Source organism: Streptomyces sp. NPDC001068 (assembly GCF_042897315.1).
Classification (GTDB): Bacteria; Actinomycetota; Actinomycetes; order Streptomycetales; family Streptomycetaceae; genus Streptomyces.
The window spans coordinates 1-24,512 of sequence record NZ_JBIAYD010000002.1; the positions used below are offsets into that span (position 1 = coordinate 1).

Below are 24,512 nucleotides of genomic sequence, written 5' to 3' on the forward strand. Positions count from 1 at the left end.
AGGCCCAGATAGGCGAACGCCTCGGCATCTCCCAGATGCACGTCTCCCGGCTCCTGTCCCGCACCCTCACCCGCCTCCGCGAAGGCATGCTCACCTGAGGCGGCTACCGGGCCCCGGGCCGCACGGGCTCGGGCCACCCGGTCGCGTACTAGAGGCTCCCGTGCTCGGGTGCGCCGGGCGGATGCAGACGGCAGTGGGCGACCACTTGTTTGCCGGTGCCGTGCACGAAGGTCTGCAGCCTGCCGCACAGCCGGATCACCAGGTGCAGGCCGTGTCCGCCGACCCGGCGGGCGTCGTGCCCGGGCAGTACGGGAGGGCGCGGCGAGCTGTCGCGCACGGCGATGCGCAGCACGCCGGTCTCGGGTGACACCTCCAGGGCCAGACCGCCCGGGCCCGGCGCGTGCCGCAACGCGTTGGTGACCAGCTCGCTGACGACGAGCTGGGCGTCCTGGCTCGGCCGGTGGCCGGGATGGTGACCGGCCCGCGCCAGCAGCGCGCGCACGGCGGCCCGCGCGTCCGCGACCGACACGTCCGTCGACTTCCAGGCGGCGTCGAACCGCAGGGGCAGGGCGGGTTCCTGTTCGTCCGACGTCCGATTCTTCAGCGGGGTAACCATAAGCTCATCCCGTTTGTTGTCCTTGCCTTCGGCTTTCCCGTCGACTCGCCTACTAATCCGCAGTTGCAAAAGGCCTCCCCGGTTCGTCGCAGGGAGGCCTTTTGCATGAGAAAGACGGACGTCACCGCTTGAAGGCGTCCTTGGCCTTTTCCTTTGCCTGCCGGGCGTCGCCCTTGCTCTTCTCCATCTGCCCCTCGGCGGCCATGCGTTCGTTCCCGATGGTGTCTCCCAGAGCCTTCTTGGCCTTCCCCGCGGCCTGCTCGGTCTTCGCCTTGGCCTTCTCGCTGGCAGTCATGGAAAATGCCTCCTCATATCCTTCGGTGCCGCTGTCGCGGTAACCCGCTAGTGCCCCGGCTCTCCCATCGCAAACAACAAGCCCGCTCCGCATGAAGGAGAAACGCAGGGGCATACGGCAGGTCAGGAGGTCGACAGTCATGGTTCCTTTGCTTTTTGTACTACTCCTTGCAGTGATACTTTTCGGCGCTGGTTTCGCGGTCAACGTGTTGTGGTGGGTGGCCGTCGCCGTGCTGGTCCTGTGGGTCCTCGGATTCGTGATGCGCTCCCCCGCCGCGGGCGGCGGCCGAGGTCGCTGGTACCGCTGGTGACCTGAACTTCCGCGAAAGGGCCGCCCAGGGGCCGACCGTCATGACGGTCGGCCCCTTCTGGCGTTGACCCGGTCCACCCGGATATCGCCGAAGAAGAACGGCACGCTCGCGACGCGCACGCCGCGAGCAACACGCCCGCCGGAGCCTGACGCAGCCTCGGGAGCTGCTGGACGAGTGGGGCATCTGCGGGTAGCGGGGGCGCCGGGCTTGAATCTCCCGTGGCGGGAGGTTCTAGCGTGGCCGTCGTGATCGGGAAAGACGGCACCGGACGCCGGTGGAGCATCGGCGAGGTCGCGCGGGCGAGCGGAGTGACGGTTCGCGCGCTCTACCACTACGACGAGATCGGCCTACTGAGTGCCAGTGAGCGCACCGTGTCGGGGCACCGCCGCTATACCGAGGCTGACCTGCGGCGGCTGTACCGGGTGCGGGCACTGCGCACACTCGGGCTGTCGCTGGAGGGGATCGCGGACGCGCTGGCCGGCCCGGCGGACGATCTGCCGACCCTGCGCGAGCTGCTGGCGAGGCAGCTGCGTGCGCTGGAGCAGCAGGCTACGCGAATCCACCGGCTCCAGCTCCGGCTGGACGGACTGCTGCGGCAACTCGACGACGCCTCGATGCCCGATCCGGACCAGTTCATGGCGACCTTGGAGATGCTCTCAGTGTTCGAGACCTCATTCACACCGGAACAGCGGGACCAACTGGCCCACCGCAGAGACCGACTCGGCCCGGAGTCCGTCGAGGAGGCCAGGACCCGCTGGGCCGGACTGGTCGAGCAGCTCCTGAGCCACGTCCAGGACGACTCCCCCGTGACCGATCCGCGGGTACAGGAACTGGTCCGGCGCTGGGACGAACTCGGATCCGCGTTCCATGCCGAAGGTGCCGCCGGTGAGCAGACCAAGGCCGCGGCCCGGAAGATGTGGCAGGACAACAGCGCCGAGTTCAGTCGGGGACTGCCCTGGACCGCCGAGCAGATGACCGCGCTGGTCGCCTACCTGGAGCGCGTGCGGCAAGTGCGCTGACATCTCGGCCCAGCCGCGTCCACGGTCAGGCGCGCGTCCCGAGGCATCCACGCGGCGCCTGGACTACCGCATGCGCGCGTGCACGCCGGGACGCCTGCACGCGTCGACGCCTGGACGCCTGCTCGGTTCAGGCGATGGTGACGTCGATGCCGGCTTCCCGAAGTGCGGCCACACGGCTGGGGTCGGCGGTGGCGTCGGTGACCACCGCCCGCAGAATCGTCGGCGGGCCGACGTACGCGCGGGCGGTGCGGCCGATCTTGCTGCCGTCGGTGGCCGCGATCACCCGGCGGGCGGACGCGACGGCCGCCTTCTTCACCATCGCCTCGTCGAGGTCGTAGGCCGTCAGTCCGTCGTCGGCGGTCAGGCCGCAGCAGCCCAGGACGGCGGTGTCGAAGCGCAGCGCTCCCAGCGAGGCCAGGGTCAGCGGTCCCACGAGCGCTCCCTCCGGAACGCGCGGCCGGCCGCCCGGGACCAGAAGTTCGGTCGGTTCGGGGCTCTCGGCCAGGACGGCGAGTGCCTGCAGCGACAGCGGCATGACCGTGATCTTCCGTCCCCTCAGCAGCCGTGCGACTTCCAGGCAGGTGGTGCCGCTGTCGAGCAGCACGGTCTCTCCGTCGGTGACGGACGAGGCCACCGAGGCGGCGATACGGCGCTTGGCCTCGAGTGCCTCGTGGACGCGCAGGGCGAACGGCGGCTCCTCACCCCGCAGCAGCAGTGTGCGGGCACCGCCGCGCATCCGTTCCAGAACCCCCTGCGCCGCGAGGTGGTCGAGATCGCGGCGGACGGTCATCTCGGAGGCGCCCGTCAGGCGCGCCAGGTCTGTGACGGTGGCCGTCCCCGCGTCCTGGACCTGCTGGGCGATAAGGCGATGCCGTTCCGCAGTGCTGCTCATAGCCGTGATTCAACACCATCAGCTTCGAACACTTACAGTGTGAGAAGGAAGCTGTTTCAAACATCTACCATGTTCGTTATGGTGTTCGGCATGGACAGAGGACTGCGCGTCGCACGCGCCGTGACATTCGTGTACTTCATCCTCAACGGCACGCTGCTGGGCATGTGGGTGGTGATGATCCCCGCCGTCGAGGAACGCGTGGGCATCAGCCACGCGGCCCTGGGAGGCTTCCTCGTCCTGCTGGGGGTGGGAGCCTTCGCCGGCATGCAGCTGGGCGGCAGGCTGTGCGACCGGATCGGCTCCCGTGTCGTCGTCCCGGGCGCCGCGGTGCTCTGCAGCGCGACCCTCGTACTGCCCGGTCTCGCCGACCGGCCCTGGACCCTCGGAGCCGCCCTGCTGGCCTTCGGCTTCGGCAACGGCACCCTGGACGCCAGCATGAACGCCCACGCCGTACAGGTCGAACGCGCCTACGGCCGCCCGGTGATGTCGGCCTTCCACGCCACGTTCTCCGTCGGTGGCGTCCTGGCCGCACTCGCCGGCGCGGCCGCCTTCGGCCTCGGGTTGGGCGTGCCCGCCGCGCTCACCGCCGTCGGGGTCCTCAGTATCGCCGTCGCCCTTGCGGCCGCACGCGGCCTGCTGCCCGCCATCACCCCCTCCCCCGCAGGCCACCAGGGAGCCGGCGCGCCCGCGCCCGGCAGCCGGGCCGTCCCGAGAAGGATCTGGCTCCTGGCCGTCCTGGCGTTCCTGATCATGCTGTGCGAGGGCGCCGCCAACGACTGGAGCGCCCTGCACCTCAAAACCGTCCTGGGCGCACCGGAGAGCACGGCCGCCTTCGCCTACGGCACCTTCGCCGCCGCCATGACCATCGGCCGGCTTCTCGCGGACGCCATCTGCGCCCGCTTCGGGCCGGTGAACGTGCTGCGCTACGGCTCAGCCCTGGCCGCCGGAGGTATCACGCTCGTGGCTCTCGCCCCGTGGATCCCGGCGGCCCTCGCCGGCTGGGCACTGTTCGGCCTCGGCCTGTCCGGGTGCGTCCCCCAACTGTTCAGCGCCGCCGGACACACCGACCCGGCCGCGGCCGGAGCCAATGTGTCACGCGTCGCCGGCCTGGGCTACATCGGCATGCTCGCCGGTCCCGCCGTCATCGGCTGGATGACCCATCTGATGGACCTCAACCACACCTTCCTGCTTCCGGCCCTCTTCTGCGCCGTCGCCGCGGCAGCGGCCGGAGTCCTGCACACCCCTGCCGGCACCGCGACCACCACCGACGCCCATCCGCTGCCCGCCGAAGCAGCCTCCTGACCGCCGGTGCGGCGCGCCCTGACCCACGCCGCACCGGCTCAACCCCCTCCGCACGCAACCAACAACCCCGGCCCTCCCCTTCAGCCCCCTCCCGAAGGCTCTCGCCCACCCTCGGCAAACCGGCAACACAACACATCAACAGCCCGCGGATACGTACGCGGCGGACACATGAGGTGCCCCTCCAGAGGGACGGTCCTGACGAGACGTGCCAGGCGTACGAGGCCACACCGCCGTCCAGGGTTCGAGAACGCCGGAGACCACCCGCCCAGTACCGAACTGACGCAGAATCTCGAACACGCCCTGCGCGGCGGTCCCGAGTACTCCACGCGATAGGGGGGCGCGCCCCGCCGCCGGGGGTCCGGGGCAGGGCGCTGGTGGGGCCGGAGACGTCAGTTGGCGCAGATGGCGTAGACGCTGATGCCGACGCTGCTATAGGCGTTCTGCCTGCCGAGGCCGATCCAGCCGGTTCCATCGGAGGTGGGGAAGCTGCCGACGAGGATGGCGTCGTTGCCCTGGGCTTCGGCCCCGCCGCCGATGACGTGCTTGCCGGACGGGCAGTACGCCACCCGTCGCTGGAAGTTCGGCACGGTGGCGTTGGGGAGCGTGACGATCTGATAGCCGTCGACGACACGGGTCTGAGCGGGCTTGGTGGCGGGAGCGTGCTCGGGGGCTGCCTGGGCGGCCCATCCGGCTCCGGCGGCGAGTGTGAGCGCCAGTGCACCGGCGGTGAGGGCCGTCATTGCTCGCATGTCTCTCCTCCTGATCGTGCGGGCGCCTGTACTGACGTCCCGTCACAGGAGGTAACCCTGCAGTGCACAGACTGTGAGTGCCAGGTGGTTGGGGGTCAAACGCCCTGATCGTGCGAGACGGATGCGCGGAGTGCCAACAGCGCGCGGAGCGCCGCCGGTTGCCCGACCGGCGGCTCGTCGGCGTTGGACGAATCCGGTGTGGCCGCCGGTTCGGCCGCCCGTTGCGACGCTCGGCCGGCGCTCGGCGGAGGCGGCGCTCGAAACGAACGCGCCCCCGCCTCACGGCCGGTGGGGATCGAGCTGCGGACGGCGCCAACGTAGTCTTTGGCGTCTGTAGGTGGACACCATGTCCCCGGTCAGCCATGCTGCCTTGGCGGTGTTGGATCAACGCCGTGCGGGTTGCTTGAGGGGCGGGGTTCTGTGGAGCGACGGCAGGCCGCGACGACATCGGCGGAGAGCATCCGGTATCGGCTGACGCCCCTGCAAAGTCTGCCGTCCGTGGCACCCGCCCTCGTCATCACAGTTGTCCAGATCCTGTTCTGGCTGGACGGGGAAACGACTCTCCCGTTGATCGACACGCTGCTCATGTGGACTGTCCTGCTGTCGGTGCTGCTGTTCACTTCGCGGCGCCTGGGCGTCTCTCTCACGCCGTCGGCGGCCATCGTGTACAACCTCCGCCGCAGGACCGTCCCATGGTCGAACGTCCAAGCCATCCATATCGAGTCACTCCTCGGAAGCCAGACCGTAGTGATCTACGAAGCGGGCGGCCGCTGCACCCGCCTGCGGGCGCCGATCACCGGGTTCCTCAACCGGGACCGCGACTTCGAGGAGAAGTTCCACAGCATCGGCAGGTGGTGGATGGATCACCGCGGCCCCGACTGGGTTCCCGTGCCTCCGCCGGAGCCGTGGTGGCATGACCAACCGGCGCCCGGCGGCAACCCGTATCGCCCTACCTCGTAGCCTCGCAGTCAGCAACCTCCCCACCCGCTCCGGACGCGAACTGCCGTCACGCGGGCAACCCACGTAGCGCCGTGCTTCGCCGCGACAACCTCTCGCGCCTGGCAACGGAGTTGAAGTTTCAGCGGACGAGCCCGCGCCAGGCCGTGCCCCGGGCCGATGAGTCGTCTGCACAGGTCGTTTCGAGGTCGACCGGCCGTCTCGGGGACGGGGGCGGACGCCGGGGCGACGGGACCTTCCGCACGTTCCAGTGCGCGGCCCTGCCGGTCGCGTACGTTCCCGACACTTGCCCGGCATGCAAATAGGAGCATATGCTCGCATGTGTCGATCGGCGCCCCTCCGCTCCGGCGACCCACCCCCCACGTCCCGCCACCGGCCGGGACCGCCGAAGGAGACCCCACATGCGGAAGACACCCGACGACGAGGCCGCCCGCCAGGGCCTCAGCTACTACCCGTGGTGGCTGGACAACCTCGCCGACGACGCCACCCTGGAAGGCGCCGCGATGAACGGCACGGCACACGGCGCCGAGACGGTCCGCTCCATCGTGATCAAGGCCCGCGAACTGTACGGCCACCAGGACTTCGGTTACGCCGGTGACTTCGGCGACGGCGGCTTCCTCGAGATCTACGACTCCTCCGTCCACGGCGAGCCCGTGAAGGTAGTCGTGACGGTCACCCGCAACGCCGCCGGGAAGGCCCAGCACCTCGCGGTGCTGCACCGTCCGCGCAACGCGATGCTGCTCTTCTCCCGCCTCATGCACAGGGCATTCGCCGGCACCCCCGTGGCCGACCACTTCCTCGCCGACGACGAGTCCTGATCCACCGAACCGGCGGTTGCGTGAGCGGCGTCCGCCGTCGACACCCACCGCGACAGCGGCTGACCCTGCGATCACGCCGCGGCACACCCATCCGATCACTCACCAAGGAAACAACTCATGGCCACCAATGATCTCGTTCTCATCCCCGGCGCCGGCGGCGTCGGCCGCACTGTGTTCGAACGACTGCGTGAGCAGGACGTGCCCGTGCGGTTCATGGTCCGCACCGATGACGAGCGAGCCGCCGAGCTGCGCAGGCTCGGCGCGGAGGTCGTCGTAGGCGACCTGACCCGGCCCGACTCCGTGGCGGCCGCGCTGCGGGGCGTGACGCGGATGTACTTCGCCATGCGCGTGTCACCGGACCACCTGCTGGCGGCCACGATGGTGGCCTCCGTCGCGCGTGAGTACGGGAAGCTGGACGCCCTGGTCGACCTGTCCCAGATGACGGTGTCGCAGATGACCGCCACCAGTACCGCGGAGTCGCACCAGCAGCGGCTGCACTGGCTCGCGGAGCAGGTGTTCGACTGGTCGGGCCTGCCGGTGGTCCACGTCCGGCCCACGTCCTTCCTGGACAACCCCCTCTTCACGTCGCTGGCCGCACGGACCATCCAGGAGAACGGCACGATCGCCCTGCCGTTCGGCGCCGGACGCACCTCACCGGTCGCCATGGACGACGTCGCACGGGTCGTATCCACCGTGCTCGGCGACCCGGCTCCGCACATCGGGCAGGTCTACGAGCTCACCGGGCCACGCTCCGTGGACATGAACGAACTGGCAGCGGAGTTCACCCGGGCCCTCGGCCGCGAGGTGCGCTACGTGGACGTCCCGCCGGCCCGGTGGGAGGCGGAGGTACTCGCCAAGGTGGCACTGCCGCCGCACATAGAGCGCCACATCGCCGCCATGGGCCGCCTGCACCGGGAGAACCGCTACGACCGTACGGCCGACGGCGTCGAGCGGGTGACCGGCATCGCCCCTCAGCCGATCGAGGAGTTCGTGGCCGCCCGCAAGGACTTCTACCTGGGCTGACCGCTCCGTCACGGGGGGGATCAGGCCCGCGACCCCTTCGCCCCCTTCGCCTCCTTCGCGGCCACTGAGAATCGGTGTGGCCCGCGTCGGGAGCGGTGCGTCCGCTGGACGTCGACGACGTCACCCCACGCCTCCAGGCGGCTCAGGACTCCGGTCCCGCGATCGACCATCCCGGCGTGTTGGGCACCCAGTGGAGATCCCCGCTGCCGACGGCGTTACCGCACTCCGCGCACACGGTGGTCGGCCGGACCCGGTGCCCGTGGTGTTCCAGTGTCATGGGCGGCTCGGCGACGGCCCAGCGGTCGCCCCAGGCCAGCAGGCTGACGAGCAGGGGCAGGAGTTCCCTGCCCGACTCGGTGAGGTGGTACTCAAAGCGTGTGGCCTGGTATTCGTGCTTTTCGAGAATTCCTTCGGCCACCAGGGACTTGAGCCGCGCGGCCAGTCGGTCGCGCGGCGCTCCGGTGTTGCGGGCGATCTGGCTGAAGCGCCGGTTGCCGAACATGATCTCGCGGGCGATCAGCAGCGACCATCGGTCGCCGACCAGCTCCAGGGTGGCCGCGGCCGCGCAGGGCCTTCCGGGGACTACGGGGAAATCGGACATGTTTCAGCGTAACAACTTACGGTTTGCATATCAAACCGCTCATTGCGGACCTCGATCCGACACGAACCCGCGCGACCTCGGTTTCTACACGGCGGAGGGCCCGGGGGAAGCGTCGCGCAGGACGCCTTGGGGTGGACCGCACACTCTGCTACGGTTTGAAACTCAAACCGTAATCAAGGATGGCACATGACTGCTCGAGTCACCCCCTACCTCAACTTCGGTGGCCACGCGCGTGCGGCGATGGAGTTCTACCACTCGGTCTTCGGCGGCACCCTGGACATCACCACGTACGCCGATCTCCACCGGGCGCAGGACGCCGGTCAGGAGGATCTGGTCGCTCACTCGATGCTGAAGGGCGCCGACGGCGTCATCCTCATGGGATCGGACACCACGTCCCCGGAAGCACACTCCGCCGGCGGTTCCTTCTCCGTGGCCCTCGGCGGTGACGAGACACACCTCACCGCCTACTGGCACCGGCTCTCCGACGGCGGAACCGTGACGGTGCCCTTCGCCAAGTCCGCCTGGGGCGCGCTGCACGGACAGTGTGTCGACAGGTTCGGGACCTCCTGGCTCGTGAACGTGACTGCGGGTTCGCCTTCCTGAGGGTCCGTCGTCTCACGCTCGCCCTGGCGCCGACCGCGGCCCTGCCCGAGATCCGAACGCGAGATCTCGGGCAGGGTTGTTTCCGTCTCGGACGGCGTGGCCGTCAACGCCCGGAGGGTGCGGAGACCGATCTCGCACGAGGCAGCGCCTGGACTACGCCCGCGGCGAGGCCGAGAGCCGCGAAGACCCACCAGATGTGCCGGAAATTATCCGCTCCAGGACCCATTTTCGAATTTCCCAGGAGGGCGACGAAGATGCTGACTCCCAGAACCGCCCCGAGCTGCCTGAAACTGGAGTTGATCGCGGATCCGACGGCGAACTGCGCCGGGGGAAGTTTCGCGACGGCGGCACCGGACTGCACAGGCAGTGTGAGTCCGATACCCAGCCCGGTGAGCAGGGTCCACGGAAGCCAGTGGGCCACCCAGTGCGGCGACGAGTCGACGAAGAGGGCGAATCCGATGCAGCCGATGGTCCAGGTGACGGCGCCGGCGAAAAGTACGCGTCGATGTCCGACAATGGTGGCCAGCTTGGTCGTGGAGCGTGCGACGACGGTGACGACGATCGGTCCGGCCGAACTGGCGAGCGCCGCACGCAGTACCGTGTAGTGCCATTGCGTCTGCAGGAAGATCAGATTGGCCAGCAGAAGGCCGAAGAAGGCCGTCGAGAACAGCAGCGTCGCGGCGTTGATCTCCGAGAACTGACGCTCCTTGAAAAGAGCGAGATCCATCACCGGCCGTGCGGCCCTGGACGTACGCCACAGGAACACGGGGAGAGCCACGGCCGCCCCGACGAATCCGATCACCACCCACGCGTCGGACCATCCGCGAGAAGGTCCCTCGATGATGGAGAAACTGAGAAGCGCGGGAATCGCCGCCACCAGGAGCGCTCCGAGAGGATCGGGAAGGCCCGAGGCCTGCGGGTCACGGGACTCGTGGAGCAGACCTCGGCCGAGACCTACGATCACCGCCGCGATCGGCACGTTGACCAGGAAGATCCAGCGCCAGGACGCGTACTCGGTGAGCAGCGCTCCGAGCGTGGGACCGACCGCTGCCGCCGCGGCGGCCATCGCGCCCCAGACGCCGATCGCCACATGACGTCGCGCGTCGTGGAACTCGTGCAGGACGAGCGCCAGTGAGGACGGCACGACGAGGGCGGCGAAGACCGCCTGCAACGCGCGGGCCGTGATCAGGACTCCCGCACTCGGCGCCAGCCCGCACAGCGCACTCATGAGCGCGAATCCGGCGATACCCACGATGAATATGTTCTTGCGCCCGTAGCGGTCGGCTACCCGGCCTGCCGGGATGAGCATCGCCGCGAACACCAGGCTGTACGCGTTGAGGACCCAGGCCAGATGCCCGGCCGTGGTGTTGAAACTGTGACTGATGGTCTGGAAGGCGATGTTCACGATCGTGGTGTCGAGAAAAACCACGAAGGCTCCGAGGCTGCCCAGCGCCAATATCCAACCGGCCCGGCGGTTGTCCACGGGGGCCTCACCCCCGGAACCGTCGCCGACAGCGTCCTGGCTCTCCCCGACGGTGGCGCTCTGCGCGTTGTTCACCGTACACAACTCCTGATGTCTCGTTATTAGTTGCAACTCGCTCAGGAACGGTAACAGTGCACGGTTTGAAACTCAAACCATCCATTCGGATCGTGGCACGGTGAGAGAAATCGCGAATGGTCGAATCGAACCGACAGGCAAGCAAACCCATTTCGTCACCAGCGGGCCGGCCAGCCGAACACCCCAACCCGCATCCGGATCTTCTCGACGCCCTTCCGGACGGCGCCCGCACGGCACCGGAGCCTGGTCCGATCGGGGAGGTGACTTCCCGGACCAGTACAGTTTGAATGTCAAACTGACATCAGCATACACATCACGGTTTGAAAAGCAAACCGATGTCGCGCCTCCGGCGGCACAGCCCGGCAACGGATGATCCCTGCACACCGCTGGGGCCGCCCGACGCCTGGGCATCCGCAACGAAGGCACCTTCACCGCTCCGGACTGAGTCCAGATTCCGCACTCAGCCCGGTGTACCCTGACCGGGTGAGTCCACAATCGCTACCAAGTCCGCGGCCGTGCTCGATGAGCGACGCGCTCGCAGTGATCGGTGACAGCCACTCACTGCCCCTGCTGCGCGAGCTCGTGTACGGCTTCCACCGCTTCTCAGATCTCGCGACCCTCACAGGGGCGCCGCGAACGCTGCTGACCGGTCGGCTCCGCAAGCTGGAAGAGGCCGGCGTCATCGTGCGCAAGCAGTACTCGGAGCATCCGCCGCGCTACGAGTACCACCTCACCGAGGCCGGATCGGATCTGATACCGGTCATACTCGGCCTCAAGGAGTGGGGCGAACGCCACGCCACGGAGGACGAGCCGAAGGCGGTCTTCCGGCACGGCTGCGGCGCGGAGCTTCACCCGCTCACCGTGTGCGGCGCGTGCCGTCAGGAGATCACCCCCGACGACATCGAGGTCGTCGGAGGCACCCACCCCCCGCACATCGTCCGCAGGCCATCACCCGGCCTCTGAATCCGCGCGCCGACTCGGCCGTTGGTCCTGGACCCGCAGGGCCGGCGGGGGCCTTCAGCGCGTCGAGCGACCTGTCGTCCAGGACTCGGGCTCACGCCGATACAGGATTCGTTCGCTCCGCTCGGCCGGACCGTGCGATCACTCACCGTATGCTCGCTGCCATGAGTGCCGCACAGCCCGCTCGGAAGCGCGACAGCGCCGCGACGCGTGAAGCCATTCTCGCCGCCGCGATCATCGAATTCACCGAGCACGGCTACGCCGCGGCCGGCGTTCGGCAGATCTCCGAGCGGGCGGGGGTCACGGCCATGATGATCAACCGCTACTTCGGATCGAAGAAGAACCTCTTCGCCGAAGCCGTCGAACGTGCTTTCGGTCCCCCGACGATCGTCGGGGACGATCCGGCAGGGCTGTCCCACGCCATCGCCCACAACCTCGCGGAGCGCACCGCACCCGACGCCGAGCGGCTCGACCCGTTCCTTCTTCTCCTGCGTTCAGCCGCGGAACCCGAAGCCGCGGACATCCTCCGCGCGGGCATCGAGTCCCACGTGGGCGCCCGCTTCGCCGGGCTGCTCGACGGTCCCGACGCGGACGTACGCGCGCAGCTCGGCCTCGCCCTGGTTGCGGGCACCTGGCTGCTTCGGACCATGGTCGGCACCACCGCTCTGGCGTCGGCCGGCAACGCGGACCTCGCGGATCTGGTCTGCGACATGCTCGAGCCCGTCGTCGGCCCGCGTGAGATCGCACCGCCCGCGGATCCGGCCGCCGACCGCCCCCCGCGGTAGGGAGTCGACGGCGATCACCTCGGGAGTGCGTTCACTATCGCGAATCGCGACAGGCGGGATCGAGAGGGTGCCGACGGGTCGAGGCGCTCACCTGGACCAGTGGGCGACCGACCGTGGAGTGGCCCGGCGCCCTCGCCCGCGTCAGAACGCGGAGCGGATCAGTCCGCCGTCCAGCCGCAGGGTGGCTCCGCTGACGTACTGGGCATAGTCGCTGCACAGGTAGGCGACGGCCGCCGCGATCTCGCGCGGCTCACCGAACCGACCCTGATCGTTCGGGATGAGCGCCTCGACGGAACTGCGCTCGATCTCCTCCCATGTCTCGCCCCATCCGCGAGCGGGCGCGATTCCGGTGAGGAGGTCCTTCACCGAGTCCACGAGGATCGCGCCGGGTGACACCACGTTCGAGGTCACCCCGGTGCCCTTGAGCTCACGGGCCAGCGAGACCGCGAGGTTGTGCCGGGCGGCCAGGGTCGCGTTGTACTGCGGGTGCGTGTTCATCGGCTGGGAGGCGAGGCCGCCGCCGATCGTCACCACACGCCCCCAGCCCCGCTCACGCATGCGCGGCACCAGGTGCCGGATCATCCGCACACCCGACACGACATTGACGTCGTACGTCGACAGCCACTCCTCGGGAGTCGCCTCCGACCAGCCCAGATGACGGTAAAAGCCCGCGTTGTTGATCAGGATGTCGACCGGGCCCCGTTCGGCCGCCGCGCGAGCGACTTCGGTCGCGGCCTCGTCGCTCGCGAGATCTCCCAGCACCGTGGTCGCCGAACCGCCGTCCGCGCGGATCTCCCCGGCCACCCGTTCCGCACGGTCCTTGTCCCGCCCGTGAACGACCACCGTCGCGCCTTCGGCCGCCAGCATCTTCGCGATGGCCTCACCGAGCCCGGAGCTCGAACCGGTGATCAGCGCTCGTCTTCCACTCAGCTTCAGGTCCATGCCGTGTTCTCTTTCTTGGACATATCGAATGACGGCAACGTCGGGAGACGTTCCCGATAGCAAGTCTACATCTGCATACTTATGGCTGACGGCGGGCAGCGGACCGAGGCCGCCGGGGATCAACCGCACGGCGACGAACGCACGGCAGTGTGGGCAGGGAAGTTCACCTCACGACCGCAGTACACGCGGTGCGCCCGGAAGACCGGCCGTCAGATGCCCGGCGTCCGGCTGCCCCTCGACCCGTCCGATTCCGCCGCCGTCGCCAGTCGGCTCCGGCGGCCTCTCCCGGTGCCTCGGGAACAGAACCCGTCCGTCACCGCTGAAGGATCTCCACCAGTCGGGGACCGGTCGCCGACATCCCCTTCCGGATGTACTCGGTGAGGTCCTCCAGTGACTCGGCCCGGTGCGTCTCCACGCCGTAACCACGGGCGATGTCCAGCACGTTGAGGCCGGAGATGTCGAGATAGTCGCCCTCGGGGACGTGCAGGATCTCCGAGAACTCCTGGAGGGCGCGGTACTTGGTGTTGGTGCAGACGACGAACGTGACGGCCACCCGGTGGCGTGCCGCGGTCCACAGCGCCGCCGGGGTGTACTGCATCGCCCCGTCCCCGATCAGCGCGACGACGGGACGTTCGGGGTTGCCGAGCCGCAGTCCGATGGCGGCCGGCAGTCCCCAGCCGAGGCCGCCTGCGGCGCAGTAGAACAGCGACTTCGCCCGGGTGATGGTCAGCCGGTCTCGTACCAGGTCGGACGAGGTCCACTCCAGGGCGATGACGGTGTCGTCGTTCTTGCCGGCCTCGACCGCGTCGAGGATGGCCTCAGTCGTGAAGTGCGGTCCGCCGGTGTCCGCCTCGGCGATCGTGCGCTCCGCCGGCCAGGGGCGTTGGCTCGGGGACGCGGCCTCGGCGATCCGCACCAGGGCGTCGGACGGGTCTCCGACCGAAATACGCCCGAAGGGGGCCCGTGCCGCCTCGTCCGGGTCGTCGGTGACCGCGTACACGCGCACGCCCGGACGCAGGAAGTCGTCCGTGCTGGGAGCGTGGTACCGGAACACGGGCGCCCCGACGCAGACCACCACGTCGTACGGTGCCAGGACGTCCGCGATCGCGCCCGCCGCGGACGGCAACTGGCCCTGGTAGCAGCGGTGCCGGGTCGGAAACGGCGAACGCGGCGGGCTGGGCGCGATCCAGACGGGGAGGCGGGCGCGCTCGGCCAGCGCGACGGCGGCCCGGAACCCCTCCTCGGTGTCCGCGCCCGGTCCCAGCACGAGGACCGGCGCCGACGCTCCGTCGAGGGCCTGGACCAGGGTGTCGAGCGCCTTCTGCGGGACCACCGGGGCGCCGTCCACGCCGCGATCGAGCAACTGCTTCAGCGCGCTCTCCTCGGCGGGCTCGGTCCAGTCGTCCAGGGGGACGGAGAGGTAGACCACGCCCCTCGGCGCGGAGTCGGCAAGCATCAGGCCCTTGGAGACCAGGGCCGGACCGTCCTGCGGGCGCAGTGGCTCTCCCGACCACTTCACCAGCGGATCCGCGAGTTTGACCGGGTCGACGTTGGTGAGCATCGCGCCGACCGGCACGTAGCGACGTGCCTGCTGGCCCGCCATGATCACCATGGGGGTGTGGCAGTCCGCCGTATTGGTCATACAGCCCATCGCGTTGCCCGTGCCGGAGGCCGCGTGCAGGTTCAGGAACCCGATCGTGTCCGACGCCTGGGCGAAACCGTCGGCGATGGCGATCGCGGCGCCCTCTTGCAGCACCAGGTAGTAGGGGATGTCGTCCGGGAGGCCGGTGAGGAAGGAGAGTTCGTTCGACCCCGGGTTGCCGAACACCGCCTTCACTCCGTGGTGACGGAGGATGCCGTAGAAGGCGTCACTGACAGTAGCCACAACAGGCCCCTCGGATGCGTGAAGCAGGTCAGTTTCCCTGACCTTATGAGTAGTCGCAAAGTCGAGCAAATCAAGACATTCAGTCCCTGCGGGCCACTGTCACTGGCACATCAAGCCGCTCCCACGCCAGGTGGCCGCACACGGGCTGTTCCACGCGGGCGATCCACAGCCTCGGCCTTCGTATGCCGGGAAGGAAGGAGTCCGACCTGTCCGACGGCCGTCGACCCACGGACCTCGGCACGGGAAAGGGCCTGGTGACCGCTGGTGGCGTACCGATTCCCGGCCGACCACGCTCACGGTGCCAGCGGTCTCTACCAATGCCGGAGCGCCTGACGCTCGACGCCGGAGGGCCCGGCGTCCTTTCCGCACGGTCGGGACGACGAGCCGATCGCCGTACCGCCAGGGCCGTCACCTCATGACATCGGGGGCTCCCCTCCCGGCTCCGGGAGAGGGCGGCGAGTGGCCTCGGGCTTCCCGTGGGGGCGGCTCGGAGCCAGTCATCGCGGCGACGTCCGCTTCGGACGTCCGGGACGGCCAGGTGACTCGGAACGCCTTTTCGGCGAGCGAACGGTCGATGCGCGAAGGGAAAGACGGAAGGTAGGCGTCCGTTTCTCCCTTCGCGGATTTTCAGCCCTCTGGCCGAGTCGGAGAGTTCTTCCACATCCACCGTCGACGCCCGCGTTCCGTTTCCGGAATTTGAACAATGCTCATGTCTCGCCGACGCCGGAAAGCCCTGACGGAAGTACCGTCCGAGGTGATGGAATCCGCACGCCGGTCGGCATTCGTCACGGAAATGGCGCGCGCGATTCCGCCAGGGGCGGTCCACCTCGAGCACCGAGGAACCGCTTGCCGCTCGGGTGCACGTCGCGGACGTCGCGGACGCCCGAGGAACATGCGGCGCCTCACGAGGAAAGCAGCATCTCGGACAGCCCCTCACGCAACTCCGCGCAGGGCCATGCCCATCGCGGTACGGGGTGGGAGGAAAGGGAGGCGAGTGCGCTCTTCACGGCGCTGCGGGGGCGGCGCGGCCCCGCACGGTCCCCGCGTCCCCGAACGGGCACGCCCCGGTACATCCTCGGTCCGCCCGAGACCCGTCGCGCCCGTTTCCGCACAGGTTTCCTCGCAGGTCTCCGTACCTGCGAGGAGACACGAAGAGACACCTTCCGGCGGCCCACGATCGGACGTGGCCCGTCGGCACGCACTGCGCCTCACGCGTACTCGCCTGGGCCGCCCCCGCCCTCCCGGGCCATGACGGATGCCATGACGGCCCCGCCGCCTGCGGGAACGCGGGGACGGACATGCTCACCGGTCTAGACCTGTGCGGGCTCCGGTCGCGCCGGCCCGCAGCCGGTGCGACGGTGACCCCGCGGCTCAGTGGTCGTCGGGGTAACGCCCCCGCCCGTTGGGCAGTTCTCCGGAGGTGGATTCCTCCAGGAGTTCGGTGTATTTGCGCGACAGTGCCTCGTAACGCTCGTCCGTGCCGCGTGTGTCCCGCTTGCGCCGGGTCATGATGTAAAGAGCGACAGGCCCGGTGATCATCGATACGACCGGTATCAGGCCCCACCACGGCATGGGTGTTCCTCCGCTGAGTCTGGTTTCGAGGGAGCACGGCGGCTACCCAGGCACACAGTATGCCCCCGGCTCCGACCGGCCAACCTCGTTGCTCCCCACACCCACTTCCTTTCGCATAAGTCATCTGACGTTTCGCTTCCCCCTCTGGACTCACGGCGAAATCGCTTCTAAGTTCCCGTCCCGGCAACGCATTTGTTCGCGACCTGCGACCCGGGTACGGACAAGTGCGTCCCTTTGCGACCCAGTTGGTGCATCAATCACCCCAATGATGTGAGAGGCTGTGGAAAAAACAAGCGTTCAACCAAGCGACGGCGCGTTTTCCGAGCAGCTCACCACCGAACCGGCCCCCGGCCGGCCGCGGTTCCTGGTGCTCGGACTGCTCGCCATCACGGACGGCCGAGAGACGGTCGTACTGACGCCGTCCCGGCCGGCCTCGCTGCTGGCCGCCCTCCTGCTCCACCCCGGCTCCGTCGTCTCCACCGGCTTCCTCCAGCGCGTCCTCTGGGGCAGCAGCCCGCCCGCCGGCGGCAAGTCCGCCCTGCACACCTGCGTACTGCGGCTGCGGCGGCTGTTCGCCAAGTACGGCGTGGCCGAGCACGCCATCGAGGCGGTCCCCGGCGGATACCGGCTGCACGCCGACGCCGACACCCTCGACCTGCTGCACTTCCGCGGTCTGCTCGCCCGTTCGTACGCCGAGGACGACACCGAGGCCGCGCTCCGGCTGGCCCGGGCCGCGCTCGGACTGTGGAAGGAGCCGCTCCTCGGCAACGTCCACTCCGACGAGCTGCACCGGGACCAGGTGCCGCGCCTCGCGGAGGAGCGGCTGCTCGCCGTGGAGCGGGTCTTCGACGGCGAACTGCGCCTCGGGCGGCACCGCGAGCTGATCGCCGAGGCCCGCGAGGCCGTCCAGGTGCACCCCGGGCACGAGGGACTCTCCGCCCTGCTCATCGAGGCGATGTACCGCTCCGGGCGGCGCGGCGAGGCCCTCGCCGAGTACCGCAGGATCCACGACCACCTGGCCGGGGAGCTGGGGGTGGAACCCGGACCGGCGCTGCGCCGCCTCCAGTTGGCGGTGCTGCGCGGCGACCCGTCCGGCGGGCCCCCCGCACTGCCCCCCGCGGGCACCCCGCCCGCGGCCGGCCACGCCCCGCCTCCCGATCCCGGCGGGTCGGCCGGCACCGCCTCCGGAGCTCTCGTCCTGCGCTCGCTGGTCGACGCCGGACTGCTCCACGAGGGCCCGGCCGACCGCTACCTCGTCCACGACCTGTTGCGCCTCTTCGTCAAGGCGGCCGGCACCAACCTGGCGGCCTCCGCCCCGTACGACCCGACGGGCCTGCGTCCGTCGGCCGTCGGCTGACCGCCCTGCTGCTCCCCGGAGGTTTCGAAACCCATGGCCCACACCCCCTCGTCGTACGAGGAGATCGCGCAGTCACGGCCCCGCATCCGCAGGGACGTGCTCTTCACCCGGACCCCGTCCGGCGTGCTGTTCCACAACGCCCACGGCGGGTTCAACGTCGTCACGCAGTCCGCATACCGCTTCGCCGCGCTGATGGTCCCTCACCTCGACGGTGAGCGGCGGGTCGAGGAACTGTGCGCCGGCCTGGGGGACAAGCAGCGCGACATGGTCGTCCAACTCGTGCGCGCTCTCTACGCGCGTGGCTTCGCGCGGGACGCGGCGCCCCGGCCCCCGGTCGATGTGCTCGCACCGCAGGTCGCCGAGCGTTTCGCCCACCAGCTCGACTATCTCGACCACTACGCCGACGGTGCTGCCGAAAGGTTTCTGCGCTTTCGCTCCACCCCGGTCGCCGTCCTGGGCGACGACGCGCTCGCCCGCTGGGCAGCGCTCGGGCTGCTGCGCAACGGCTGCGGCGCGATCGCCGTCACCGACGGAGGCGCCCCCGGCGTCCTCAGCAGAGAGCTGCACGGTGTGGAGGGGACGGCCGAGCTGGACGCCGAGGTCGCCGCCCTCGCCGAGGCGGGCTGCGCTCCTGAACTGACGCGCCTGCCCGAGCCCGGCGACCGGACGGCCGGCCAGGGGACCGCAGACGACGGCACCTACGGCTGGGACGATCTCGACGGCTGGGACACCGTCCTGGTCACCGGTGCCGCCGGACACCGGCAGATGCTCCGGCTGCTCGGCGAGGGCGTGCCCGCGGGCAGACGGCTGCTGGGCGCTTGGACGTTCGGCGACCGGGCCGTCGTCGGCCCGGTCATGACGGCGGGCACCCCCGGCTGCTGGTGCTGCGCCGCCCTGCGGCTCGGCGCGGGCGCCGACGCGGCCGACAGCGCGGACCTGTGGGCCGCCGTGGGCCCCGGTGCGCCGCTCGGCACTCCCCCGCGCGTCCTGGCCGGCCCGCTCGCCGGAATGCTCGGCAATCTGCTGGCCTTCGAGGTGTTCCGGCTGGTCACCGAGGCGCTGCCGGCCGAGACCCGCAACCAGGTGATCGTGCAGGACCTCGACTCCCTGGACGTGCTGTCCGAGCCGCTGCTGCCGCACCCGCGCTGCCCGTTCTGCCAGGCGCCCGACACCGGTTCGCCCGAGGCCGTGGGTCTTCCGGGCGAGATGCTGCGCGCGCCGCACACGGACGACGATTCCGGCGCCCTGCCGGTCGGCGGGGCCGCCGACGAGGACACCGCCCGCGCCGCCCTGTCCGCGCTGGAGGAACGGGACGTCCTGGTCCGGGAGACGGCCGGCGTCTTCACCGCGTACGCCGACGACGAGTGGGAGCAGACCCCGCTCAAGGTGAGCACGGTCCGCCTGGGCACCGCGCCCGGCCGGGTGCGCCGGATATCCGCCACCGACGTCCACCACGTCGCCGGCGCCCGCCTCACCGCGCTGTTCCGGGCCGCCGAGGTCTACGCCGAACACGTCGTGCCGCCCCGGGTGCTGGAGGCCGCCGCGCTGGAGGCCGCCCTCGGCAAGTGGGACCGCGTGGCGCCTTCCGCGCTCGCCCTCTCCAGCGGACTCCACGCGCCCGCCGAGCGGGTCGCCCACTGGACCGAGGCCACCTCGCTGCTGGACGGGCGCACGGTCCTGGTGCCCGCCGGAGCGGTGCGCACCCTGGGCGGCTGGAACGACTCCGGCCTCTTCGAGCGGACCTCGGCCGGCACCGGAGCCGCCGGCAGCCCGCGCGCCGCGCTCGTCCGCGCCCTGCGCACCGCCCTCGCCCACGACGCGCTGCGCGGTGCCCTCCGCCGCACCGCGCCGGTGCGCACCGTGGACCCGGAGTCCCTCACGGACGACCCCGAACTCCTCTTCCTGCTGCGCTCGGCGGAGAACCTGGGCGTCGCCGCGGAGATCCTCGACCTGACCGCCGCGGGCGGAGGTCCGCTGCCCGTCGCGCTGGCCCGGCTCACCGACCCGGCGACCGGTGAGATGCGCTGGGCCGCCGGGAGTGGCCTGCGGCACCGGGACGCCGTGCTGGAGGCGCTGCGCGACCTGCTCGGCGCCGAGCAGCTGCGGCGCGCCGCGGGTCCCGCCGACACCGGCGACCCGCTGTGGGCCGACCTGGACGCCGCCGCCCTCGTCACCGAGGGCACCTCGCCGGCCGTCCGGGACGCCACCACCTGGGCCGCCGTCCTCGACGGGCTCGCCGCGGCCGGCCGGGACGCGTTCGCCGTGACCGCGGCCGCGCCCGACCTGGCCGCCGGTCAGGTCCACGCCGTCCGCGTCCTGCTGACCGGTGAGGAGCACGGTGCCCACTGAGACCGTGGCGCCGCGCGCCCAGGCCGGGCCCGCGGCCGCCGACCCGGCCGCCGGGCCGTGGGAGGCGGTGTGCGCCGACCTCGCGGCGGCGGTCGACGCCGCCCTCGCGGGCCGCGCCGGACGGCACCCGGGCACACCGCGGGCCGTCGTGACGCGGCTCGGCGTCCGGGACGAACTGGCCTCGGAGGCAGCGGACTTCGCGCCTGACACGGTTCCCGTCGGCCTGTACGGGCACCACGCCGTGGTCGGACCGCGCTCCGCCGTCGCGGGCCAGGGCTGCCCGCAGTGCCTGGCGCGCCGCTGGCAGGCGGTACGCGCCGGGTTCCTGCGGGACGCGCTGGAACTCGGCGGGGAGCCCGTCGCCACCGGGACCCCGCCGTGGCGGGTCGCCTTCGTGGCGGACGCCCTCGCCGCCCTCGCCGCCTTCGTCGCGGCGAGCGCCGGGGTGCCCGAGTCCGGCCGTCACCCGTGGGTGTGGCTGCTGGACCTGGAGACCCTGCGCGTCTCCCGGTTCCCCCTGGTGCCCGACGGCGAGTGCCCCACCTGCGGGACGCCCACGGACGACACCGCCGACGGGGCTCGGATCGTCCTGGAGTCCGCGCCGAAGCACGCCCCGGACAGCTTTCGTCAACGCCCGCCGGACGCCTACGGATTGACGCCGGCCGCGTTCGCCAACCCGGTCACCGGGGTCCTCGGCCCGTCCGTCGCACCCGACCTGACCTCCGCCTCCACCTCCTCCGCGATCGGCGCGTTCACCACCCGCTCCGGCAGCTATCTGCGGGAGTGCTACTGGGGCGGTCACACCGACGCGTACGGCACGAGCGTCGGCGTGGGACTCCTCGAGGGCCTGGAGCGGTTCGCCGGGATGCGGGCCCGGTCCAAACGGACCACGGTCACCGCCTCTCTCGACGAACTCCGCGCGCGGGGTGCCGAGGCGGTCGACCCGCGCACCACCGGGCTGTACTCCGACGCCTTCCACGCCGCCGATCCGGATGTGCCGCGTTTCGTGCCCGACCGTCCGGTGGAGTGGGTGTGGGGCTGGTCGCTGCGCGACGCCCGGCCCGTCCTCGTCCCCGAGGTGGTGGCGTACTACCACGCGCCCGGCGGCATCGGACGGCGCTTCGTGCAGGAGAGCTCCAACGGCTGCGCCTCGGGCGGCAGTCTCACCGAGGCCGTCTACCACGGGCTGATGGAGACCGTCGAACGCGACGCCTTCCTGCTGTCCTGGTTCGGCCGGGTCCGGCTGCCGGAGATCGACCCGGCGAGCAGCACCCAGCCGGAGACCCGCGCCATGGTCGACCGGCTGGCGATGTACGGCTACCGTGCCCGGTTCTTCGACACCCGGATCACGTTCCCGGTGCCGGTGGTGACGGCGGTAGCCGAACGCGTCGACGGCGGGCAGGGACTGCTGTGCTTCGGCGCGGGCGCCTCGCTCGACCCGGAGGCCGCGCTCGCCTCCGGACTGTGCGAGATCGCCACCGACTCGGTCAACCTGCGCCGACGCACGGCCCGCGAGGAACGCAGGCTGCGCCGGATGGCCGCCGACTTCCACCAGGTGCGGGTCCTGCACGACCACCCCCTGCTGTACGGGCTGCCCGAGATGGGCCCGTACACCGACTTCCTGCTGCGCGGCCGGGACGACAGCGAGCGGGTCCCGCTCGCCTCGCTCGCCCCGGGGCACGGGCCGGGAGCGCCGCTCGCTTCGGGGCATGGGCGCGGCGTGCCAATCACTTCGGGGTATGGGCCCGGCGTGCCGGTGACCTCGGCGCACGGGCCCGATTCGCCGGTCACCGCAGCGCCCAGGTCCGGTATGCCTCTCACGTGGGGACCGGGGCCCGCCGCCTCGGGACCCGGCCGGCCCCGTACGCCCGGCGCCTCGGAGTCCGGTGTGCCGCCTGTCAGGGGTGATCTGCGCGACGACGTGGCGGCATGCGTCGCCGCCGTGGCGGCGCGCGGGTTCGACGTGGTGGTGGTCGACCAGACCGCGCCGGAGCAGCGGTCCCTCGGCCTGAGCACGGTCAAGGTCCTGGTGCCCGGCCTCCTCCCGATCGACTTCGGCTGGAGCCGCCAGCGGGGCCCGCTGATGCCCCGCGCCCGCACCGCGCTGCGCGAGGCGGGGCTGCGGCCGGACGACCTGACCGACGGCGACCTCAACCCGGCACCGCATCCCTTCCCCTGACCCCGTTCCCATCCCCACGCCGGCGCCCGCCGCCCGGGCCGCCGGCGCCACCAAGACGAGCAGAAGAGGGAGTGACCATGGGATACGCCCATGAGTACGCGACCGCGGTGATGCGGCGGGGCAGGATCCCCATGGAGCCGGCCGACTTCGTCCCGGACTGGTCCGACCGCCCCCGCAAGGGCAAGTTCTTCCCGGGTGCGCCGTCCTTCCCGCTGCCCGACGGCGGCTGCGCGGACGACGCGACCCTCGGCCGCGGCCTGTTCGGGCAGCCGGGCACGGGCGCGTTCACCCTGCCGCTGCTCGGCGCGATGCTGCGCGACTCCTACGGACTGACCGGCCGTCGCCTCGCCGTCCAGGCCAACACCGACCTGGGTTCCCTGCCGTTCCACCCGCACGCCAACTGGTCGCGCGGCACCGCCTCGGGCGGCGGCCTCTACCCCGTCGGCGTGCACTGGATCAGCGGGGCGAGCGGCCCGCTCACGCCGGGCGTCTACTACTACGACACCCCCGGCCACCGGGTCACCAGGCTGCTGTCCGGCGATGTCACCGGCGAGGTCCGGGCCGCGCTGGGCGACCTGCCGGAGGCCGCCGGCACCGACCAGTTCCTGGTGCTCGGGGTGACGTTCTGGCAGAACTCGTTCAAGTACAACAGCTTCTGCTACCACGCCGTCACCATGGACGTCGGCGCCCTGCTCCAGACCTGGCGGATGTGGGCCCGTGCGCACGGCCTGCACCTGGGCAGTGCCCTGTGGTTCGACGAGCCACGGCTCGGCCGGCTGCTCGGCCTGGACCCCGAGGAGGACGGCGTGTTCGCCGTCGTACCGCTGCGCTGGGCGGGGCGGTCCGCGGAGCGGGACGCGCCCCGCACGCCCGAGGTGCGGGTACGCCGGGTGCCCGACGAGAAGTCCCGCCGGCTGCTGGCCTTCCCGACCCTGCGCCGTATCCACGAGGCGACCCTGGAGGGTGCCGCCGAGCGGCCCGGGTCCGGGGTTCTCGACACCGCGCTGGCCGCGGCCGCCGGTGCCGGCGAACGCTGCCCGCTGCCCGAGCCCGCGCCGCTGGACACCTCCGTGCGCCGGGCGCTTCGCGAACGCCGCAGCAGCTTCGGCCGGTTCAGCGCCGCCGCTCCCCTGGAGGCCGACCGGCTCTCGGTCGCGCTGCGCGCCGCGGTCGCCGCAGGCACCCTCGACAGCGACACCGAGACGCCCGGCGCGGCTCCGCTGACCAGGCTGTGCGTCTTCGTCAACCACGTGCGCGACGTGCCCGCCGGTCTCTACGAGTACGACCGGGACACCGGGGACCTGGTGCTGATGAAGGCCGGCGACCACACCGGATTCCTCCAGGACAACTACTTCCTCGCCAACTACAACCTGGAGCAGGCCGCCGCCGTCCTGGTGCCGGTGGCCCGTACCCACGCGGTGCTGGACGCCGTCGGGGACCGCGGCTACCGCCTGGTCAACGCGGCCGTCGGCGCGACCGCCCAGGCCGTCTACACCGCCGTCTCCGCGTCCGGCACCGCCTGCGGCGTCGCCCTCGGCTTCGACAGCGTCTCCTACGAGGAGGAACTCCGCCTCGCCGACCGCGGCGAGATCCCGCTGCTGATCATGATGATCGGCCACGAACGGCCGCGCCCCGCCGACTACCGCTACGACATCGTCGCCCCGTGACCCGCGTGCCGCCGCCCGCACCGGACCGCCGGACGACGATCCGGCGTCCCGCGTCCTGGGGCGCGGCGGCGGC

Annotated in this window: 23 protein-coding genes; 14 read left to right on the forward strand and 9 right to left on the reverse strand. The window is 70.9% G+C overall.

Going from position 1 to position 24,512, the window contains the following annotated elements:
• On the forward strand, positions 1-98 hold a 98-nt coding region (locus ACFY3I_RS05375), incomplete at its 5' end, for a sigma factor-like helix-turn-helix DNA-binding protein (RefSeq protein WP_365296841.1).
• A 50-nt stretch (positions 99-148) separates the two neighbouring features.
• On the opposite strand, the gene ACFY3I_RS05380 is transcribed toward ACFY3I_RS05375, so the two are convergent.
• A complete protein-coding gene (locus ACFY3I_RS05380; RefSeq protein ID WP_390859434.1) occupies positions 149-616 on the reverse strand; it encodes an ATP-binding protein in 468 nt (155 codons plus the stop codon).
• A 121-nt stretch (positions 617-737) separates the two neighbouring features.
• Positions 738-911, reverse strand: a complete 174-nt coding sequence (locus ACFY3I_RS05385) for a CsbD family protein (protein ID WP_390859435.1) — start codon at positions 909-911, stop codon at positions 738-740.
• 139 nt (positions 912-1,050) lie between these two features.
• Here ACFY3I_RS05385 and ACFY3I_RS05390 point away from each other — a divergent pair, with 139 nt between their 5' ends.
• Positions 1,051-1,221, forward strand: a complete 171-nt coding sequence (locus tag ACFY3I_RS05390) for a hydrophobic protein (RefSeq protein ID WP_390859436.1) — start codon at positions 1,051-1,053, stop codon at positions 1,219-1,221.
• 245 nt (positions 1,222-1,466) lie between these two features.
• Positions 1,467-2,240: a MerR family transcriptional regulator gene (locus tag ACFY3I_RS05395; protein ID WP_390859437.1), complete on the forward strand. Its 774-nt coding sequence runs from the start codon at positions 1,467-1,469 to the stop codon at positions 2,238-2,240.
• Positions 2,241-2,367: 127 nt separating this feature from the next.
• Here the strand turns inward: ACFY3I_RS05395 and ACFY3I_RS05400 are convergent, their stop codons facing one another.
• Positions 2,368-3,132 (reverse strand): DeoR/GlpR family DNA-binding transcription regulator, encoded by a 765-nt coding sequence (locus ACFY3I_RS05400; protein ID WP_390859438.1) that lies wholly within the window; start codon positions 3,130-3,132, stop codon positions 2,368-2,370.
• Between the two features lie 90 nt (positions 3,133-3,222).
• On the opposite strand from ACFY3I_RS05400, the gene ACFY3I_RS05405 reads away from it, so the two are divergent.
• Positions 3,223-4,434 carry an MFS transporter gene (locus tag ACFY3I_RS05405; protein WP_390859439.1) on the forward strand — a complete coding sequence of 404 codons (1,212 nt, stop codon included), beginning with the start codon at positions 3,223-3,225 and terminating at the stop codon, positions 4,432-4,434.
• A gap of 389 nt (positions 4,435-4,823) precedes the next feature.
• Here ACFY3I_RS05405 and ACFY3I_RS05410 read toward each other — a convergent pair whose 3' ends face one another.
• Positions 4,824-5,183: a hypothetical protein gene (locus ACFY3I_RS05410; RefSeq protein ID WP_390859440.1), complete on the reverse strand. Its 360-nt coding sequence runs from the start codon at positions 5,181-5,183 to the stop codon at positions 4,824-4,826.
• Between the two features lie 420 nt (positions 5,184-5,603).
• On the opposite strand from ACFY3I_RS05410, the gene ACFY3I_RS05415 reads away from it, so the two are divergent.
• The 3 genes from ACFY3I_RS05415 (at position 5,604) to ACFY3I_RS05425 (ending at position 7,981) form a co-directional block, all read left to right on the forward strand.
• The gene (locus ACFY3I_RS05415) at positions 5,604-6,143 is read left to right on the forward strand and encodes a hypothetical protein (RefSeq protein ID WP_390859441.1); all 540 of its coding nucleotides are present in this window, start codon (positions 5,604-5,606) and stop codon (positions 6,141-6,143) included.
• Between the two features lie 398 nt (positions 6,144-6,541).
• Positions 6,542-6,958 (forward strand): hypothetical protein, encoded by a 417-nt coding sequence (locus ACFY3I_RS05420; RefSeq protein WP_390859442.1) that lies wholly within the window; start codon positions 6,542-6,544, stop codon positions 6,956-6,958.
• 117 nt (positions 6,959-7,075) lie between these two features.
• On the forward strand, positions 7,076-7,981 hold the full coding sequence (locus ACFY3I_RS05425; protein WP_390859443.1) for an NmrA family NAD(P)-binding protein: 906 nt from the start codon (positions 7,076-7,078) through the stop codon (positions 7,979-7,981).
• 142 nt (positions 7,982-8,123) lie between these two features.
• Here ACFY3I_RS05425 and ACFY3I_RS05430 read toward each other — a convergent pair whose 3' ends face one another.
• Complete coding sequence (locus tag ACFY3I_RS05430) at positions 8,124-8,582, reverse strand: winged helix-turn-helix transcriptional regulator (RefSeq protein WP_390859444.1); 459 nt, start codon at positions 8,580-8,582, stop codon at positions 8,124-8,126.
• 186 nt (positions 8,583-8,768) lie between these two features.
• Between ACFY3I_RS05430 and ACFY3I_RS05435 the strand changes: the two genes are divergently transcribed.
• The gene (locus tag ACFY3I_RS05435; protein WP_390859445.1) at positions 8,769-9,185 is read left to right on the forward strand and encodes a VOC family protein; all 417 of its coding nucleotides are present in this window, start codon (positions 8,769-8,771) and stop codon (positions 9,183-9,185) included.
• A 103-nt stretch (positions 9,186-9,288) separates the two neighbouring features.
• On the opposite strand, the gene ACFY3I_RS05440 is transcribed toward ACFY3I_RS05435, so the two are convergent.
• The gene (locus ACFY3I_RS05440; protein WP_390859446.1) at positions 9,289-10,668 is read right to left on the reverse strand and encodes an MFS transporter; all 1,380 of its coding nucleotides are present in this window, start codon (positions 10,666-10,668) and stop codon (positions 9,289-9,291) included.
• Positions 10,669-11,265: 597 nt separating this feature from the next.
• Between ACFY3I_RS05440 and ACFY3I_RS05445 the strand changes: the two genes are divergently transcribed.
• Positions 11,266-11,706 (forward strand): winged helix-turn-helix transcriptional regulator, encoded by a 441-nt coding sequence (locus ACFY3I_RS05445; RefSeq protein WP_390859447.1) that lies wholly within the window; start codon positions 11,266-11,268, stop codon positions 11,704-11,706.
• Positions 11,707-11,867: 161 nt separating this feature from the next.
• Positions 11,868-12,488, forward strand: a complete 621-nt coding sequence (locus ACFY3I_RS05450; protein WP_390859448.1) for a TetR/AcrR family transcriptional regulator — start codon at positions 11,868-11,870, stop codon at positions 12,486-12,488.
• 141 nt (positions 12,489-12,629) lie between these two features.
• On the opposite strand, the gene ACFY3I_RS05455 is transcribed toward ACFY3I_RS05450, so the two are convergent.
• From ACFY3I_RS05455 to ACFY3I_RS05465, 3 genes are all read right to left on the reverse strand, one after another.
• On the reverse strand, positions 12,630-13,430 hold the full coding sequence (locus tag ACFY3I_RS05455; protein ID WP_390859449.1) for an SDR family NAD(P)-dependent oxidoreductase: 801 nt from the start codon (positions 13,428-13,430) through the stop codon (positions 12,630-12,632).
• 313 nt (positions 13,431-13,743) lie between these two features.
• On the reverse strand, positions 13,744-15,315 hold the full coding sequence (mdlC, locus tag ACFY3I_RS05460; protein ID WP_390859450.1) for a benzoylformate decarboxylase: 1,572 nt from the start codon (positions 15,313-15,315) through the stop codon (positions 13,744-13,746).
• A 1,371-nt stretch (positions 15,316-16,686) separates the two neighbouring features.
• On the reverse strand, positions 16,687-16,824 hold the full coding sequence (locus ACFY3I_RS05465; RefSeq protein WP_365296813.1) for a hypothetical protein: 138 nt from the start codon (positions 16,822-16,824) through the stop codon (positions 16,687-16,689).
• A 430-nt stretch (positions 16,825-17,254) separates the two neighbouring features.
• Between ACFY3I_RS05465 and ACFY3I_RS05470 the strand changes: the two genes are divergently transcribed.
• The 4 genes from ACFY3I_RS05470 (at position 17,255) to ACFY3I_RS05485 (ending at position 24,439) form a co-directional block, all read left to right on the forward strand.
• Positions 17,255-18,244, forward strand: coding sequence for a BTAD domain-containing putative transcriptional regulator (locus ACFY3I_RS05470; protein WP_390859451.1), 990 nt, complete (start codon positions 17,255-17,257; stop codon positions 18,242-18,244).
• A gap of 33 nt (positions 18,245-18,277) precedes the next feature.
• A complete protein-coding gene (locus ACFY3I_RS05475; RefSeq protein WP_390859452.1) occupies positions 18,278-20,593 on the forward strand; it encodes a TOMM precursor leader peptide-binding protein in 2,316 nt (771 codons plus the stop codon).
• Complete coding sequence (locus ACFY3I_RS05480; RefSeq protein WP_390859453.1) at positions 20,583-22,772, forward strand: TOMM precursor leader peptide-binding protein; 2,190 nt, start codon at positions 20,583-20,585, stop codon at positions 22,770-22,772. Before ACFY3I_RS05475 ends, ACFY3I_RS05480 begins: the two co-directional genes overlap by 11 nt.
• A 77-nt stretch (positions 22,773-22,849) precedes the next feature.
• The gene (locus ACFY3I_RS05485) at positions 22,850-24,439 is read left to right on the forward strand and encodes a nitroreductase family protein (RefSeq protein WP_390859454.1); all 1,590 of its coding nucleotides are present in this window, start codon (positions 22,850-22,852) and stop codon (positions 24,437-24,439) included.
• The last annotated feature ends 73 nt before the right edge of the window (positions 24,440-24,512 follow it).

What these genes read in the sequence shown, in the direction of transcription:
- ACFY3I_RS05380 (WP_390859434.1), bottom strand. Translation starts at nt 616, where the DNA reads ATGGTTACCCCGCTGAAGAATCGGACGTCGGACGAACAGGAACCCGCC.
- ACFY3I_RS05385 (WP_390859435.1), bottom strand. Translation starts at nt 911, where the DNA reads ATGACTGCCAGCGAGAAGGCCAAGGCGAAGACCGAGCAGGCCGCGGGG.
- ACFY3I_RS05390 (WP_390859436.1), top strand. Translation starts at nt 1,051, where the DNA reads ATGGTTCCTTTGCTTTTTGTACTACTCCTTGCAGTGATACTTTTCGGC.
- ACFY3I_RS05400 (WP_390859438.1), bottom strand. Translation starts at nt 3,132, where the DNA reads ATGAGCAGCACTGCGGAACGGCATCGCCTTATCGCCCAGCAGGTCCAG.
- ACFY3I_RS05405 (WP_390859439.1), top strand. Translation starts at nt 3,223, where the DNA reads ATGGACAGAGGACTGCGCGTCGCACGCGCCGTGACATTCGTGTACTTC.
- ACFY3I_RS05410 (WP_390859440.1), bottom strand. Translation starts at nt 5,183, where the DNA reads ATGCGAGCAATGACGGCCCTCACCGCCGGTGCACTGGCGCTCACACTC.
- ACFY3I_RS05420 (WP_390859442.1), top strand. Translation starts at nt 6,542, where the DNA reads ATGCGGAAGACACCCGACGACGAGGCCGCCCGCCAGGGCCTCAGCTAC.
- ACFY3I_RS05425 (WP_390859443.1), top strand. Translation starts at nt 7,076, where the DNA reads ATGGCCACCAATGATCTCGTTCTCATCCCCGGCGCCGGCGGCGTCGGC.
- ACFY3I_RS05430 (WP_390859444.1), bottom strand. Translation starts at nt 8,582, where the DNA reads ATGTCCGATTTCCCCGTAGTCCCCGGAAGGCCCTGCGCGGCCGCGGCC.
- ACFY3I_RS05435 (WP_390859445.1), top strand. Translation starts at nt 8,769, where the DNA reads ATGACTGCTCGAGTCACCCCCTACCTCAACTTCGGTGGCCACGCGCGT.
- ACFY3I_RS05445 (WP_390859447.1), top strand. Translation starts at nt 11,266, where the DNA reads ATGAGCGACGCGCTCGCAGTGATCGGTGACAGCCACTCACTGCCCCTG.
- ACFY3I_RS05450 (WP_390859448.1), top strand. Translation starts at nt 11,868, where the DNA reads ATGAGTGCCGCACAGCCCGCTCGGAAGCGCGACAGCGCCGCGACGCGT.
- ACFY3I_RS05455 (WP_390859449.1), bottom strand. Translation starts at nt 13,430, where the DNA reads ATGGACCTGAAGCTGAGTGGAAGACGAGCGCTGATCACCGGTTCGAGC.
- ACFY3I_RS05465 (WP_365296813.1), bottom strand. Translation starts at nt 16,824, where the DNA reads ATGACCCGGCGCAAGCGGGACACACGCGGCACGGACGAGCGTTACGAG.
- ACFY3I_RS05475 (WP_390859452.1), top strand. Translation starts at nt 18,278, where the DNA reads ATGGCCCACACCCCCTCGTCGTACGAGGAGATCGCGCAGTCACGGCCC.
- ACFY3I_RS05485 (WP_390859454.1), top strand. Translation starts at nt 22,850, where the DNA reads ATGGGATACGCCCATGAGTACGCGACCGCGGTGATGCGGCGGGGCAGG.